Source organism: Cupriavidus laharis (genome assembly GCF_914271435.1).
Taxonomy (GTDB): Bacteria; Pseudomonadota; Gammaproteobacteria; order Burkholderiales; family Burkholderiaceae; genus Cupriavidus; species Cupriavidus laharis.
On record NZ_CAJZAI010000007.1, the window covers coordinates 293,220 to 308,681 of the forward strand.

The window sequence follows — 15,462 nt, forward strand, 5'->3', positions numbered from 1 at the left end:
GATTTAACGCAGTTGGATCCAGTTGAGCCGCCGGACCGATGGCGGGGGCGGATTGATCTTGATGGTGGCGCCCTTGCCGTCGACCGTCTGCGCGACAAGGAAGCTGCCGCCCTTCTCGGTGTTGACGATGGTAGAAGCGCCGGTGGCGTTCAGGCCGACGCCGCTGATGGCACCGTCGCCGGCGTTTGGCACGGCCAGGCCTTCCGGCCCGAAGAAGGACTTGGCCAGCGCACCGCCCGAGCCAAGCGAGAGCGCCATGGTGAAACCGCGCGCAAGCCTGTCGTCGCAGCTCAGCACCTGGGACGCCGCCGGGATGATGGTGTTGACGATCACCATGCCATGGCTGAGGACCGGGTTGTAGACGACCTGTTCGCCCGCGTCCGGCAGTGGCAACACCCAGCCCATGCGGCCGTTGCTGCCCGTGCAACCGGACGCACCCTTCCAGCAGACGTCGTTGCGGCTGACCGCGCGGAAGGCCGGCGCATTGGCCGTAGCCGCCAGCGTGGCCGTGACCGACTGCGCCTGCAGGCTGGCCCGCGTGAAGGTGTCCTGCGTGGCCAGCGCGGTGAACTGCGCGGCCGCGCCCGCCTTGGCGTTCCAGCCGGCCAGGTCCCAGTCCCAGATGCCATAGAGATGGTGAGTGCCGGAAGCAAATGCCGCCGCACTGGTCTGGGTCTGCTCCAGCCGCTGCCCGGTACCGAAGCTCAGCAGCATGCGCGGCTTGCCGGTCGTGCCCTTGCCCGGTACCGACGCCGCAATCAGCGACGTGGTCACCGGCGCACCGTCCGTGGAGAACAGCGGCTTTGCCGCGGCATGCCAGTCGTCCGGGTTGGACGAGGTCAGGTCGAAGCGCCAGATATTGCCCAGCGCGTCGCCGGCATAGACATAGTCGGTGATATGGTCGCGGTCCAGGTCGGCCGGTGTGACATGGGCAATGCCGTTCTTCGCGCCGCCGGCCGCGCCGCTGCCCGTGTCGAGATAACGGAAACTGGCGGCACCGTTGTGCGGATCCACCAGCATGATGAACAGGCCGGCGGTACCCGCCGCACTGTTCAGGCCGTTGCCGAACAGCACGGCCCACTCGCCGTTGTGCAGCCGCCGCACCTGCGGCGTGCCATAGGTGCTGCCCAGGCGCTTGCCGCAGTCGGCCACGTTGGTGCAGGCGATATTGCCCGACGACCATTCGCCTATCACCAGGCTGGCCGCATTGGCTTCACTGAACCGGGACGGATCCGAGACATCGAGTGCGTACAGCGTTCCGCTGGCCGTGCCGGCCTTGTCCGCCACCGGCCCCGCTGCGTTGCCGCCGCCGCCAAGGCCGCCGACCAGCCAGGTATGCCAGGCACCGCCGTAGAACAGGTCGCCGGTACCGGGCGTCGCGTCCACATAGAGGTTGTGGGCATACTCGGGCGCGCTGTAGTCATAGTGCTTGTCCGTACTGTGGATCATGTCCAGCACGGCACCCGGCATGTAGGCCAGTATCTCGCGGCCGTCGTTGGGCGTGCCGGCATCGCTGGCGAAGCGCCCGTCCTTGCCGTAGCGGCCCGCGCGGAAGCCGTGCAGCAGGCCGTCGTTGCTGCCGACATAGACCACATTCTGGCGCTCGGCGTGAGCCGCCTTGTACTGCGCGTAGGCCTGGGCCTTGCCGTCGCGCTCCGGCATGGTGGCCTTGGGATACAGCGCGTCGGCCCACGGGCCGATATACGGCGCGGACGGATTGCCGGCCCAGTTCGGGCTGGCATTGATGACGTCGGCCAGCACGCTGCCGCGCGCGCGGAAGGTGCCCGCGCCGGCGCTGTTGATTTCCTTGCTGCGATCGCCGCGCAGGTAGCGCAGGCGCGCGTCGGTCGCGCTGGCGTCGCCGGCGGTCAGCACGGCCTGCTGTGCGGGCGTGAGGCTGGCCCACTGGAACGGCACCCCGCGCATGCCATCCCAGGTCAGGATGGTGCGCGAGTCCGGCGACTGGGCCGTCACGCTCTTGCCGGTTTCCGCACAGCTGCCGCCGGTCAGCGAGCAGCCTGCGTTCCAGTTGGCCTGCGGGTGGATCGACACGACGCCGTTGGCGTCGGACACCAGGTCGTGCGCGGTAAGCGCGCCCGACCAGTTGGTCGACTGGTAGAAGGCCTTGTAGATCTGCGTGCCGGTCTCCACGCGCGACGATTCCTGCAGGTTCGCACCAGCCGACCCTGCCGACTGCCCAGCCGGCGCCGCGCGGAAGCACAGCAGCTCATGCACGTTGCTGCCATCGCCCGTGCCCCCGGCAAAGCCGAAGCGGAACGTCGGCGGCAGCGGGCCGTTCGACTCCACGATCGACTTGTCGTTCATCACGGTGCGCGTGGCGCCGCCGTTCACGCTGTAGGACAGGCTGAGCCGGCCATTCTGTGTCAGCCGCAAGGCATAGGTGATCGGCGTGGCCTTGCCGCGCAGCGGCCTGGCCACGCCCTGCTGGTTGGACAGCGGGATACCGGGGTCGCTGTGAGCCATGTAGTTGTAGTTCAGCGCCACCTTCTCCGCAGTCGTCTTTGCCGTGCCCGACACGTACTGGCCCCTGTAATTCGTACGCGCCGCGCTGAAATCCCACAGGGCGCCGGTCGCACAGGTGGTCCGCACCGCGAGCCCGCGCAATACGTCGTTGAGGCCTGCCGGGTAATACTGGGGATAGCGTGCGGACAACGAAGCCCAGTTCACGTCGCCGGCACCGCGCAGGCTGATGCGACCCGGCGTTGTGCCAGCCCCGCCATTCGGTCCGGACCCGGTCGTGGTGTTGTCGCTCTTGTTGGAAAAGTTGCCGAACTCGTCGATGCCGAGGCCGATATACGCTCCGGCCACCCCGTCATAGATCGGGTTGCCGTTGGCACAGCTATAGCCGAGGCTGCCGCCGAGCGCGCCGACCGTGGCAGGCCGGCTGCCGTCGGCCAGGAAGAAGCTGATGCCGTCGGCGCCGCGGCCTTCGAAGTTGTCTCCGCCATACGTGACGGCCGTGAACGTGACGTCCAGACCCTGGCCAGCCGGGAAGGTGAAATCCGACACGATGGCGCCGTTCTGCCGGTCGCCGTTGCTGCCGCCGGACTGATAGTCGCCATTGGTCAGGCGCAGCGCACCGTTGCCCGGCCTGTCCGGCAAGCGCCCATCCGCGCCGCCCACCAGGACCTTGCCCTGGTAGTAGGGCAGCCCGCCGCAGGCGGGAATGCTTCCCGTGTTGTTGCCGGCCGTGAGGCAGGCTCCTGCCATCGGGCGCCATTTCTGCGAGGACGATGCCCCCGTGAAGGTATCGGCCACCACCATCTGCGCACGCGCGTTGCCCACCAGCACGACGGCGGCGACGGCCAGCAGGGTTGCCAGGTGTGCATCCGTTGTCTTCATTTACAGGCTCCCATGATCGGTAATGCCGTCGCCCACCTCGACGGTGCTCTGCAGCACGGCGGCGGTGTCCTCATTGCCGCCAAAGCCGGCGGCGGATACGCGGTAGAGCTGGAAGCGCTGGTCCGGGGTCGCGCCGAGATACTGGACATACAGCCCGGGCTGGCGCTGGTAGTTGATGTCGGCGCCGGCCATGCCGCCGCCGGCGGCCACGGTCATGGTCGGCGGCCGGTAGTCGGCGCGGGTAGCCCAAGGCAGCGCCATCGGCCTGGCCAGCGCCGCGCGGCAGACCTGGATGCCGTTGGGCGCGGTAGCCGTGGTGACGCTGGCCTCGCAATCGGTGCCGGTGCCGCCCTTGCCCAGCCCGAGCCACCGTTCGCCGTACTTCATGGCGTTGTGCGCGGCCTCGAACGCGCGTTGCTTGTCGCGGGTATTGCCGGCAATGCTTTCCTGCACGCCGACGCTGCGGAACATGGCTACCGCGAACAGCGTCATGATGACCAGGAACAGCATGCCGACAACCAGCACAAAGCCGCCGGCGGTACGCCGGCCCCGCCGGGATTGGGGACGGATCTTGCTCATAGCCGGTTGAGCAGTCCGACGGTCTGCTCCCAGTTCGTGCTTGCAGGCTGGCCTGGCTGCCTGGCGTTCGGGTTGGCAAAGGTCAGCGCGATCCGCGCCGAGCGCACCAGCGGCCAGAGGTTGGCGCGCGTCACCTCGTCGGCGCTCAGGTAGCGGTCGACATTGCCGGAGTCGGCACCGTCGGTGCCGTACAGCACGGCGAATCGCGTGATGCCGCCCACAAGCGCGACCGGCGCATTGCCGTCGAGCGAACAGGTCAGCTCGCCCGCCGCGCTCACGGCAAAGGTGTTGGTGTAGACCTGCGTATCGCCGGAGGTGTTGGTCTGCCCCAGGCAGTTGGTAACGCCGTCGCCGCTGGCGGTCATGTAGCGGGTGGTCAGCGCTTCGCCAGCCCCATTGGCGGCGCTGCGTCCGACGATGCCCTGCCCCGCCGCGAACTGGCCGAAATCGCCTTCGGCAAACGGCAGTGCGGTCAGCACAGAGCCGTTCAGCGGATCAGGAAAATACCCGGCGGCGCGCACCGAATCGGTCAGCACCGTCAGCGCCAGGCGTTCGTTGTCCTGCAGCGCCGCAAGGCGGTCCTGGTCGGCATGCGCCTGGCGCATGCCGAGGAACGCGGCCAGCAGCCCGCTCAGCATGAACAGGGCGATCACCATCGCGACCAGGATTTCAACCAGCACCGAGCCGGACAGCTTCCGGCTTGCCCGCCTGCACGGGCGCATCGTTTTCTTGTTCATGGCTGGATATGCAAGGTGAAGCGCTGCACGCTGGTCTGCGCCTGCGCGCCGAGCGCGGTGTTGCGGTGCATGGCAACGTACTTCTCGCCCCAGCTCACCGTGACCGAGCAGCTGACCGGCGGGGCGGCCATGTTTACGCAGTCGAGCACCGCGCCGTAGCCCGGAAAGCGCGCCTGCATGGCGGCGGCCCAGGCCTGCAGGTCGGCGGCGGCAAGCTGGGCCGGATTGCATGCGCTGTCGCGGCAGTTGGCCGGCGTATTCAGGGGATTGCCCGCACCGGATTCCGTGACCGCGTTGCCCTGCATGACGACGCGTGCCGGCACGGTTGCCGCGGCCCAGTAGGCGCGGTTGGCCTGCATCATGGTGGCCAGGCTCTCCGCCTGCAACGCGATCAGCGAGCGCACGCGCGCCACATGCGTATTGCCGAGCGCGGCCGCCTGCATCTTGGCCAGGCCCAGCAGGCCGATGGCGGTGATCACCACGGTGACGAGCACCTCGATCATCGAAAAACCGGCGCTGCGCCCGGCCCGGCTGGCTAGACGCATTGCCCCACTCCGCTGGAAACGATGATCTGCCTGCCGACCTGGCTCACCGCCACGCAACGGGTCAGCGGTGCATTGGCAGGCTCCGTCCGCAAGGCCAGCGTCACGCCACCGGCTTGCAGGTTGCGGGCAAAGCCGTCGCGGCCGTACGTGATCGCGCTGGCTTCCGGCTCCGCCGTGAACGTGTCGCCGCCCGGCAAGGCGCGCCGCACACGCAGTACCGCTTCACCTTCCTCCAGGACACCCGTCCCGTTGTCGTCGGCAAATACGATCCAGCCGTCCTGCCAGGTATTGCGTTTCGAGCAGGTCCCACCGTCCGACGACACGCACACGCTCACCGGCAAGCCGCGCTGCATGGCTTCGCTGCGCGCAAGCTGGAGATCGCCCACCAAGGCGTTCACGCCATTCGAGATGCGCGCCCCCTGCAGGGTGGTAACGAACGACGGCACTGCCACCACAGCCAGGATCGCCAGGATGGCGAGCGCGACCATCAACTCGATCAGCGAGACGCCGCGCGGATGCGTGCGCCCCCGCCGGCCGCGCCATGGCGCCGGCCGGTTGCCGTATGCATTCGCCATGTCGTCACATCCGACAGGCGAGCGCCGCCCTGCCCCGCTCGCAAAGAGAGTTGCCCATTGACTGACCCCTACGACATTGTGTTTTTGTAGCGGCGGCTCTTCTGTGCGAGCTGCGCCCTGACCCCAACCCTGCGACGCACAGCCCGTCCTTCATGCGGGGGCCGGCCTGGTTTGCGCCGGGACCGCGAGAGGTGCTCTTTCTGCTGGCAAGACTTGTGCGATGGACGCTGCGCCCCGGCCCTTCTCTCTCTCGGCACAACCACGAATCGTGGCCGTTGCGCAGCGAGTACGAAGGATAAGACCGGAGCCTTTGGTCTATCAACGGGACATTGGCGGGACAAAGTGGAAGGGGCGCGACAGACAATTGTCGCGCCCGAGATGCTGCGCGAACCGCCAGCGTTGCGATGGCGGCGCATGGTCGTGACCGACGGAACCGGGCCGTCGGCACGAGCCACCGGCTTCAGGAGCGGCCGGGCTCCAGCGCGCCTGCGCGCGCGGCCATGGTGCGTTTGGCGATATTGAGCTGGTGGATCTGCGTGGTGCCCTCGTAAAGACGGAACACGCGCACGTCGCGGTAGAAGCGCTCGGCGACCGTGCGCGCCATATAGCCGCTCCCGCCGAACACCTGGACGGCCCTGTCGGCCACGCGTCCCGCCATTTCGGACGCAAACATCTTGCACATCGACGCTTCCATGGTCACGTCCTCGCCGCTGTCGCGCCGGCGCGCCGTTTCCAGCACCAGTGCACGCGCGGCGTGCAGTTCGGTGTTGCTGTCGGCAATCATCTGCTGGACGAGCTGGTATTCCGAGATGGGATGCCCGAACTGTTCGCGCTCGCGGGCATAGCGCACCATCTCGTCGACCAGCCGGATCGCCGGCCCGATGCAAAGGCCCGCCAGGTTGATGCGTTGCTTGTTGAGCGCCTTCATGGCCGTGGTGAAGCCGCGCCCCGGCTCGCCGCCGACGATTGCACTGGCAGGAACCCGGCAGTCCTTGAGGATCACATCGCCGACGGGGGAACCGTGCTGTCCCATCTTGCGCTCGGCCATGCCGGTGTCGAGGCCGGGCGTACCGCGCTCGACCAGGAACGCGCTGATGCCGTGTGCGCCCGGCGTATCCGGCTCGGTGCGGGCAAAGACGGTGAAGAGATCCGCAAGCGGCGCATTGGTGATGAAGCACTTGGTGCCGTTGAGCACATAGTGGTCGCCGTCGCGCGTCGCGGTGGTGCGCAGCGACGTGGCGTCCGACCCTGCCTCGGGCTCGGTCAATGCGAAGCAGCCCGTGATCTCGCCGGAGGCCAGGCGCGGCAGGTAGCGGGCCTTCTGCGCGGCCGTGCCGTCGACGACGAGCGACTCCGAGGCAATGCCGGTATTGCCGCCGAATCGGGCCCGGAACACGGTGGCCGCCTGCGAAACCTCGATGTTGACCAGCGTGAGTTCTTCCGAGGTCAGTCCGGCGCCGCCATAGGCTTCCGGGATACTGTGCCCGAACAGGCCAAGCCGGCGCATGGCATCGACGAGCGGTTCGGGAATGCAGTCGTCGCGATCGATCAGCGCTTCCTGCGGGATGCAGGTCTCGATCACGAACTGGCGGATAGTGGCAAGCAGCGCCTGCAGGCGGGCGGGATCCTTGATCATGGCGGTATGGGTATGAGTATCGGACAGGTGGGAAGGTTGACGAACCGCGTGGCGGCCGCGAGCGGTGCCTGTCCGCTCGCAGCGCGACGCGGCGCTTACTGCGTGGCAATGCCGGCGGTCTTCAGCACCCGCGCCCACTTTTGGGACTCGCTGGCGATGTAGCGGTCGAAGGCCGGCGCCGACTGCGGTGCGACGTCCATGCCGAGATCGGTCAGGCGCCGGGCCATGTCCGGGTTGGCAACGGCCTGCGCGACGGCATCGGCAAGCTTCTTCACCACGGCGTCCGGCGTCTTGCGCGGCGCCACCAGCCCGAACCACGCACCGACCTCATAGCCTGGAATGCTGGCCGCTTCCGCGACAGTGGGTACGCCCGGCAGCGCGGCCGAACGGCGTGACGACGTGACCGCAAGCGCCTGCAGCTTGCCGCTCTGCACTTGGGGCCTGGCAATCGCGATGGTCAGCGCCATCATCGACACACGCGCGCCGAGCAGGTCCGACAGCGCTTCCGGCTGTCCCTTGTAGGGCACGTGCGTCAGGCTGACATTCGTCATCTGGGCCAGCAGCTCGCCAGAAAGATGGTTCGAGGTACCGACCCCCGCGCTCGCATAGGTGATCGCGCCTGGCTGGCTGCGCGCGGCGTTCAGCAGTGCGCCGAGGCTCTTGGCCGGCGACGCGGCGGGAACGACGATCACGTTCGGGATCACCCCGAAGCCGGCAATGGCCCGGAAATCCCGTTCCGCGTTCCATGTGATGGCGCTGTTCAGCAACGGCCCCACCACATGGCTTGGACTGACGGCGAGCAGCGTGTACCCGTCCGGCGCGGACTTGGCGACGAAGTCGGTGCCGATGGCACCGCCCGCACCGGTCTTGTTCTCGACGATGACCGGCTGCTGCAGGATCTGCGCCACGCGTTCGGCGATGATGCGGGACACGGAATCCACCACGCCGCCGGCCGAGAACGGCACGATGATGCGGACCGGGTGTTCCGGAAAGCGTATGGCAGCCGCGGGCTCCTGTGCGCCGGCCAGGCCGGCGGTGCCAAGGAATACCCATGCCGCCATGCATGCGATCACGCCGGCATGGCGGTGCCGGCTCCGTTCCTTGCAGCAGTTCATCACGTCTCCATGTTGGGGTGCCCGCCGTCTTCATGAGCAGCAGGTCATCTCGCCGTCGCGGCGCCCCGGGGACGTGGCACCACGACTGCTATCGTGCGCAGGCCAGTTCGATCTGCCGGACGGCCTCCGTCAGCTTTGGCGCTACCTCGCGAACCAGCTGGTCGCCGGCATTGCGCAAGGCCGACACCGAGCAATTCAGTGCGAACGCGTCCTGCTGGAGCGACTGCCGGATCGGGGCGGCAATCGCATGGATCTCGCGTCGCCATTCGCCCCGGCTCAGGCAGAAGCCGTGCTCCGCGAAATGCTTCTGCTCGGCCGCCCACATCGGCTTTTCCGTGGCAAAGCGCTCCGGGTCCTCCACCCGCAGCCGGTTCAGCACCGCGGTGCGCTCTTCGCGGTCGCAGGCCAGCAGCAGTGCCCGCCCGATCGAGCTGCTCAGCAGCGGCCGCGTGCTGCCGATGTCGGGCTGGTAGAAGTTGGCCGGATCCAGGCGGCAGCTATCCACGTACACCACCGACAGGCGCTCGCGCATGCCGAGGTTGACGGTACATCCGGTCTCCCGCGCCAGCGCTTCCATGTGCGGCCTGGCAATCTGCCGGATGGCCAGCCCGGCCAGCATCGGATACGCCAGCGCAAGCACGCCTGCGCCCAGCCGGTACTTCTGGTTCGACGCCACCCGGCTCAGGAACCCGAGCAGGCACAGCGTGTAGGTCAGCCTGGAGACCGTCGCCTTCGGCAGGCCGGTGCGTTCCACGATGTCCTGGTTTCCCAGGACAGGGCGGTCGGGCGTAAACGCCCTGAGCACGTCCAGGCCGCGCGCCAGGTTGGTTGCGAACTGGCGATCGACGGAGAGTTCATCGGAACTCGCGAGGCCTGGCAGCGGGTTGCGTTCCATTTCCGGGTGGCGTTGCGTGCTTTCCATGCTCGTTTCCGCAAGGGGGGAAGTCAACGTTGTATCACGACGGTTTCGCTGTGCGGAACCGTGCTTGCACAGGGCCGTGCCGCCTGCCACCTTGCCTGGAAGCGCAACCCACCAGTCATTCCCATGAAGGCATCCCCTGCAGCACCGACGACCGGCTTCACGACCGGTTCCACGACCTGTTCCGATTCCGCGCAAGGCCCGCTGGCAGGCGTGCGCATCCTCGACATGGCCACGGTGGTCGCCGGCCCGTTTGCCGCCACCCTGTGCGCAGACATGGGGGCCGAGGTGGTCAAGCTGGAACTGCCTGATGGCAGCGATCCGCTGCGCACGCTGGCGCCGGTGAAGGACGGCAGCCCGCTCTACTGGAAGGTCACCAATCGCGGCAAACGCGGCATTTCGCTCGATGTGCGCACGGCGCAGGGCCGGGAGATCTTCCTGCGATTGCTGCCCCGTTTCGATGTGCTGGTGGAGAACTTCCGCACCGGCACGCTGGACCGTTGGGGTCTGGATATCGGGACGCTGCGCGCGGCGAATCCGCGGCTCGTCGTGCTGCGGCTCACCGGCTTCGGACAGACCGGGCCCGCCGCCACACGGCCCGGCTTTGCGCGCATCTTCGAGGCCATGAGCGGCTTCACCAACCTGGCCGGCACCGCCGAAAGCGGGCCGCTGCACATGAACTATCCGGTCGGCGACATGATCGCCGGCCTGTTCGGCGCCTTCTCCATCGCCACCGCCATTGCCGAGCAGCGCAGCGGCCGCGGCACCCCGGCGCGCGAAATCGACCTGGCCGCCACCGAGGCCATGTTCCGCCTGCTGGACCCGCTGGCGGTCGAATACGAGCAACTGGGCCAGGCCCGCCAGCGCGCGGGCAACCGCACGACATATGCCGCGCCGTCCAACATGTATCGCACCGGGGATGACGTCTGGGTGACGGTGGTGGCCTCTTCCGACGCCACCTTCGCCCGCCTGGCCGAAGCCATGGGAAAGCCGGAGCTGGCCACTAGCGCCGAGTACGCCGGTAACGTCGACCGGGTGCGGAACATCGACAGGCTCGATGCCATCGTCGCCGGCTGGTTCTCACAACATGACTATGCAGCGGCCGGCGCAGCGCTGGAGCGGCACGGCGTGCCGTTCAGCAAGGTCTTCGGTATGGCCGACATCCTGGCCGATCCGCACCTGTGCGCGAGGCAGGTGGTTACGCGGCTGCCGGACCCGGAGTTCGGCTCATTGCCTGCACCATGCGTCGTGCCGCGGTTCTCCGGACACGCTCCGCCCGTGCCGCGCACCGGTCCGGCCGTTGGCGAACACAACACGGAAGTCTATGGCGAGTTGGGCCTGGATCCGGAAGCGCAGGAAGCGTTGCACCGGGCGGGGGTGATCTAAGTGAGCCTCGATATTTTTTGCATACAATTTTGGAATACAATAAGCTCCTTTGAACCATGCCCGGGCCCTGCCCCGGGCGCAGCCTGGACAGGAGGAGACCATGACATCCCGCGAAACCGCATCGACGACGCAGCACCTTGCCGCCCTGGAGCCCGTCGAGAACTACCTGAGGGGCCATGCCACCGGCAAGGCCGAGTACATCCGCAAGGCGTTCCACCCTGACGCCCGGATCCTCTCGTTTCGCGACGGCGTGCACTACAGCCTGACTGTTGACGAATTTATCGCCGCACGCTTCCACGGCGAGCCCGCGGCGGACGAAGCGCAGCGCAAGCGCTTCATCACGCAGTTCGATGTCACCGGCAACGCCGGCACGGCCAAGGTGGTGCTGCAGTATCCGGGCGTGACGTTTACCGACTACTTCACGCTGCTGGAAATCGAGGGGGTGTGGGGTATTGCCAACAAGACTTTCAGCGCTGCGCAGCAACCGGAAGCCAGGTAAGCGTCGACTGGCACGCGCTGCCGGCGGCCCCGCCGGGCTGGGACAGGCGAGCCTTGAGTTCGTCGCGCTCGCTGAAGCGCGGCGCGGCCAGCCAGGCACTGAGTTCGTCGCGCCAGTTCTCCCATGCGTTCTCATCGAAGTCGAACTCTTCATCGAGCCGCCCGCCGTCACGCAGATAGAAACCCGCCACGCGTGTGCCGTCCCAATAGGCAACGGCCACGTCGGCAAAATCGGCAGTGGTGCCGGCGGGCATGTCGCGCAGCAGCATCGCCAGGGTTGCCTTGAACGGTTTGAAATCGTCGGTGGGCATGGCGGGCTCCGCTTGATGGTGGAACGATGCAGAAAGCGTGCTCCTGTTCGTCCGCTGCGTCAAATCACACGTGCGCCACCACACGGTTCCTGCCCTGCTCTTTGGCGGCATAGAGCCGCTGGTCCGCCGCCGCGGCCAGCGCTTCGAGGTTCTGGCATCCGTCCATGACAAGTTCCGCCACGCCGATCGACACCGTGTAACGGATTTCCCTGCCCGGCGCCTTGGCCGGCAACAGCGCCCGGTCCGGCATGCAAACCGCGGCTGCAATGGCGACACGCAGCCGCTCGGCGACATGTGCCGCGGTTTCCGCCGTGGTGTCGGGCAGCAGGACGCAGAATTCCTCGCCTCCCACGCGGGCGACGATATCGTGCGGGCGCACGATCGCCCTGATCTCCGTCGCCAGGTGCTTGAGCACCTCGTCGCCCGCCGCATGGCCCCAGCTATCGTTGACGCGCTTGAAGTGGTCGATATCGATCATGAGCAGCGCAATGGGGCGATCGATATGCCGCCGTTGCGTGAGCCCGTCGAAATCGACCGTCAGCCCGCGGCGGTTCGCCAGCCCGGTCAGCGCATCCACGCGTGCCAGCTCGCGCAGTGAGTCGCTGAGCCGCATCTGCCTGGCCAGGAGCTGGTCGACGACCAGCAGCGTCGACCACAGCAGGATGCCCAACAGCAGCCATACCCCGATGAACGGCACGCCGAACTGGCTGGCAACCGCCAGGAACAGCGTTCCCGCCGGCACGTAATCGACCAGCACCAGATCGGCATTGTCCAGCTTCCTGAACAGCAGGACATCCTGCCCCGAACGCTCGCGCCCGCTGCCGGCCCGGAGCAGCATCGGTACAGACACGCCGGTCCAACGCCGGGGAAGCGTCTTCAGCCAGTCGCCGTCAGCAACGACAAAGTCCGGTTCGTCGGATGCGATCAGCGTGCCGCGCTCGTCCAGCAATGCCTGCTTCCCGCTTGACGTCGCCGGCGGGCGCAGTATGTCCTGGAACACGTGTTGCGGAACATCGAACACAATCGCCCCCCGGACCACACCGCCGTGAACGACCGGGGTGGCCAGCAACAACCGGGCCCCGCCTGGACGTTTCCGCGAATGGATGGGGTCGAATGTCACGTCATGTTCGCCCGGCTGCTCCCGTGCGAGCCTCAGCAGCCGCGAGTGCGCAAACGCCTGGAAGAGATCGGCGACCCGGTCGTCCGGCTGGGACGGATACGCGACCACAACGCCCGTCGTGGTGATAAAGAAGGCGTTCTCCAGCTCGACGACCAGTTCGTGCTGCACAGGCAGCAACTGACTCATCAGCCGGGCCACGTCCAGGTCGCGGATGAGGGCGGCCTCAGACCGCTCCATGCCGGGAACGGCTGCCAGCTCCTGCGCGCCGATGCCGCGGATGGGCGCATCGGCGTCAGGCACCCGCAGGCTCCAGAAGGGATTGGCGCGCGCCGCAAGCGCGTTCCGGACAGCCGGGTCCGGCACCGGCGCGCGCGGCGACGGTTCGGCGTACAGGCGCTCCGCGCTGCCACGCAGGAACCGCATCTGGCGCTTGCCGCCGTGAAGCCCGGCATCGAGCGCCATGGCCTGCAGTTCCAGCCGGTGCGCGCGCAAGTCCAGATCACGCGCGCGCACCAGGAAGTACTGGCGGCCGGCGAGCACCACCGTGACCGCGAAAACAGCCGCGAAACACAGAACGACCGTGCGCCGCGGACTTGTGCTGGCGCGGTGCCAGAGGCGCATCAAGTGCGACGCTGACGGGCTGAAGGGGCACATGCCGGGTCTCCCTGGACTGCCTGCGACGTTGCGTTCCCGCGTGAGTGTACCGTCGGCAACTGCCCGCGGGAGCCCGGTTCGCGGACGCTGCAGCTTGCCACTGACACATTCGTCGCCAAGAATAGGGCGAAGGATCCCTCCCATCCATCCCATTCGACCAGGAGTCGCCGACCATGCCAGAAGCGAGCATCACCGCACATCTTCCGACCATGGACATCGAGTTCATGCGGCGCAGCGTGCCCGAGCAGAATGCCGAAGTGATCTCCATCCAGATCCGCGCAACGCCTTCCTTCGCGGCCATGGAGCCCTGGCTGGCGCCGCTTCCACCGATTCCGTTCGCAGATGCCTTCCAATGGTGGGCCGACATGCTGCGCGCGGCATGGCAGCCATGGCTGGCGTTCAATCCCTCGCTTGCCGTGCTGCTGCCGCCTCAGGAGCCACGCACGCAGGCGCCCGGCAACCACGCCCGCTGAGCTTGTTCCGGCACTCCGGCTGACCTAGACTGAATTTCGGCGTTCTGCGCCGTGCACCTGCCGCAGTCGCCCGCGCAGCCAGCGTCCCATTCGGCCTGGCGTCTGGCGGCGCCCTGCAAGGAGACAAGCGATGCTGCAAACATCCATTTCCGAGCGGGCGCTGTCCCGTGGGCTGCTCGACGTGCTGATCCGCGCCGGGCTGATCGCCACGCTGGTCATCTTCTGCTTCGAGATCTTCCACCCGTTCTTCGACCTGGTGGTCTGGGCGCTGATCCTGGCCGTCACCATCTATCCGCTGCAGGTGCGGATGCGCGGCCGTCTGGGGCTCAGCGAGGGCCACATCGCCACGCTGATCATCCTGCTTTCCATCGCCATCATCCTGGTGCCGGCATACCTGCTTGGCGTCGCCGTGTTCGAGTCGGTGGAGCGCGCCATTGACGTCGTCAAGGACGGCAACCTGCGTATCCCGCAGCCGCCGGATACCGTGGCCGGGTGGCCGCTGGTAGGCCAGCAGCTCCATGCGTTCTGGCAACAGGCCGCCACGGACCTGAGCGGCCTGCTGATGAAGGTGGCCCCGCAACTGAAAGGCGTCAGCGTGACGCTGCTGGGCAAGCTGGCCGGGCTCGGCACGGGCCTTCTCGTCTTCGTGTTCGCGCTGATCATTGCCGGCATCATCATGGCCTACGGCGAGATGGGTACACGCAGCGCGCAGCGGATCGCGTCGCGCATTGTGGGCCCTGACCGGGGGGAACGCATCGTGGAGCTGTGTACCGCCACCATCCGCGCCGTCGCGCAGGGCGTGGTAGGGATCGCCTTTATCCAGATGATGCTGATCGGCGTCGCCTTCATCGTCAAGGACATTCCCGGCGCAGGGCTGCTGGCGCTGGCAGTGCTGCTGCTCGGCATCATGCAGCTGCCGGCCACGCTGGTGACGGTTCCGGTGATCGTCTACGTCTTTGCCACGGACGGCACCAGTGTCGCGACGATCGTATTCGCCGTCTATGTATTCGTGGCCGGCCTGGCCGACAACGTGCTCAAGCCGCTGCTGCTCGGGCGCGGCGTGGATGTGCCGATGCCGGTGGTGCTCATCGGCGCGCTCGGCGGCATGATCAGCGGCGGCATCATCGGGCTGTTCATCGGCCCGGTGATGCTGGCGGTGGGCTACCGCATGTTCTGGCTGTGGGTCGACGAGCCGGCACCCATCGTCGAAGCGGTGGAGCAGAAGCCGGCCGAGGCGCTGTCGCCTGCGCCGCCTCGCGTGAGCTGAAAGACAGCGCCGCCGCCCATGGAAGGCACCGCCGCATCACGGCATGAAAGAAATGCACGGTGCCGGGGGCGATGGGTGGCGAGAAATTGCAGACGGATGCGCGAGGCCGTGTACGGGATCGATGGGGGATGATTGGGTTGGCGTGCTTGGCGGGCGCCGCTGTTTCGCCGGCGTAGCCCTCAGGATTACCCACAAAGTGAAGACGAATGCTATTCGTTTTGGCGGAATAGCCGATACATCTTTGAGACCTCGTGCAGCACGAGAAAGCCGCGCCACAACACGGT

Annotated in this window: 14 protein-coding genes; 4 read left to right on the forward strand and 10 right to left on the reverse strand. The window is 67.3% G+C overall.

The features are described from left to right. Positions 1-3: 3 nt before the first annotated feature. From LDO29_RS16585 to LDO29_RS16620, 8 genes are all read right to left on the reverse strand, one after another. Positions 4-3,363: a pilus assembly protein gene (locus tag LDO29_RS16585; RefSeq protein WP_224080875.1), complete on the reverse strand. Its 3,360-nt coding sequence runs from the start codon at positions 3,361-3,363 to the stop codon at positions 4-6. Further along, a complete protein-coding gene (locus LDO29_RS16590; RefSeq protein ID WP_224080876.1) occupies positions 3,364-3,942 on the reverse strand; it encodes a pilus assembly PilX family protein in 579 nt (192 codons plus the stop codon). Then, positions 3,939-4,679 (reverse strand): PilW family protein, encoded by a 741-nt coding sequence (locus tag LDO29_RS16595; RefSeq protein WP_224080877.1) that lies wholly within the window; start codon positions 4,677-4,679, stop codon positions 3,939-3,941. Before LDO29_RS16595 ends, LDO29_RS16590 begins: the two co-directional genes overlap by 4 nt. Beyond that, positions 4,676-5,224 carry a type IV pilus modification protein PilV gene (gene pilV / locus LDO29_RS16600; protein WP_224080878.1) on the reverse strand — a complete coding sequence of 183 codons (549 nt, stop codon included), beginning with the start codon at positions 5,222-5,224 and terminating at the stop codon, positions 4,676-4,678. The genes LDO29_RS16595 and pilV overlap by 4 nt, the downstream gene beginning before the upstream one ends. Continuing rightward, positions 5,215-5,799 carry a GspH/FimT family pseudopilin gene (locus LDO29_RS16605; RefSeq protein ID WP_224080879.1) on the reverse strand — a complete coding sequence of 195 codons (585 nt, stop codon included), beginning with the start codon at positions 5,797-5,799 and terminating at the stop codon, positions 5,215-5,217. The genes pilV and LDO29_RS16605 overlap by 10 nt, the downstream gene beginning before the upstream one ends. Before the next feature lie 460 nt (positions 5,800-6,259). Beyond that, entirely contained in the window at positions 6,260-7,435 is a 1,176-nt protein-coding gene (locus LDO29_RS16610) for an acyl-CoA dehydrogenase family protein (RefSeq protein ID WP_224080880.1), read from the reverse strand. A gap of 95 nt (positions 7,436-7,530) precedes the next feature. Continuing rightward, positions 7,531-8,550: a tripartite tricarboxylate transporter substrate binding protein gene (locus LDO29_RS16615; RefSeq protein WP_224080881.1), complete on the reverse strand. Its 1,020-nt coding sequence runs from the start codon at positions 8,548-8,550 to the stop codon at positions 7,531-7,533. A gap of 88 nt (positions 8,551-8,638) precedes the next feature. After that, on the reverse strand, positions 8,639-9,445 hold the full coding sequence (locus LDO29_RS16620) for an IclR family transcriptional regulator (protein WP_224080902.1): 807 nt from the start codon (positions 9,443-9,445) through the stop codon (positions 8,639-8,641). A 252-nt stretch (positions 9,446-9,697) separates the two neighbouring features. Here LDO29_RS16620 and LDO29_RS16625 point away from each other — a divergent pair, with 252 nt between their 5' ends. Together LDO29_RS16625 and LDO29_RS16630 are read left to right on the forward strand one after the other, a co-directional pair. After that, the gene (locus LDO29_RS16625) at positions 9,698-10,855 is read left to right on the forward strand and encodes a CaiB/BaiF CoA transferase family protein (protein WP_253074130.1); all 1,158 of its coding nucleotides are present in this window, start codon (positions 9,698-9,700) and stop codon (positions 10,853-10,855) included. 100 nt (positions 10,856-10,955) lie between these two features. After that, positions 10,956-11,354, forward strand: coding sequence for a nuclear transport factor 2 family protein (locus LDO29_RS16630; RefSeq protein ID WP_224080883.1), 399 nt, complete (start codon positions 10,956-10,958; stop codon positions 11,352-11,354). On the opposite strand, the gene LDO29_RS16635 is transcribed toward LDO29_RS16630, so the two are convergent. Both LDO29_RS16635 and LDO29_RS16640 read right to left on the reverse strand, forming a co-directional pair. Continuing rightward, the gene (locus LDO29_RS16635) at positions 11,323-11,664 is read right to left on the reverse strand and encodes a hypothetical protein (protein ID WP_224080884.1); all 342 of its coding nucleotides are present in this window, start codon (positions 11,662-11,664) and stop codon (positions 11,323-11,325) included. The two genes, LDO29_RS16630 and LDO29_RS16635, sit on opposite strands and share 32 nt — an antisense overlap. A 64-nt stretch (positions 11,665-11,728) precedes the next feature. Then, positions 11,729-13,591 (reverse strand): diguanylate cyclase, encoded by a 1,863-nt coding sequence (locus LDO29_RS16640; protein ID WP_318035506.1) that lies wholly within the window; start codon positions 13,589-13,591, stop codon positions 11,729-11,731. A 20-nt stretch (positions 13,592-13,611) separates the two neighbouring features. Between LDO29_RS16640 and LDO29_RS16645 the strand changes: the two genes are divergently transcribed. Further along, on the forward strand, positions 13,612-13,911 hold the full coding sequence (locus LDO29_RS16645; protein WP_224080885.1) for a hypothetical protein: 300 nt from the start codon (positions 13,612-13,614) through the stop codon (positions 13,909-13,911). Between the two features lie 130 nt (positions 13,912-14,041). Next, on the forward strand, positions 14,042-15,178 hold the full coding sequence (locus LDO29_RS16650; RefSeq protein WP_224080886.1) for an AI-2E family transporter: 1,137 nt from the start codon (positions 14,042-14,044) through the stop codon (positions 15,176-15,178). Positions 15,179-15,462: the final 284 nt, after the last annotated feature.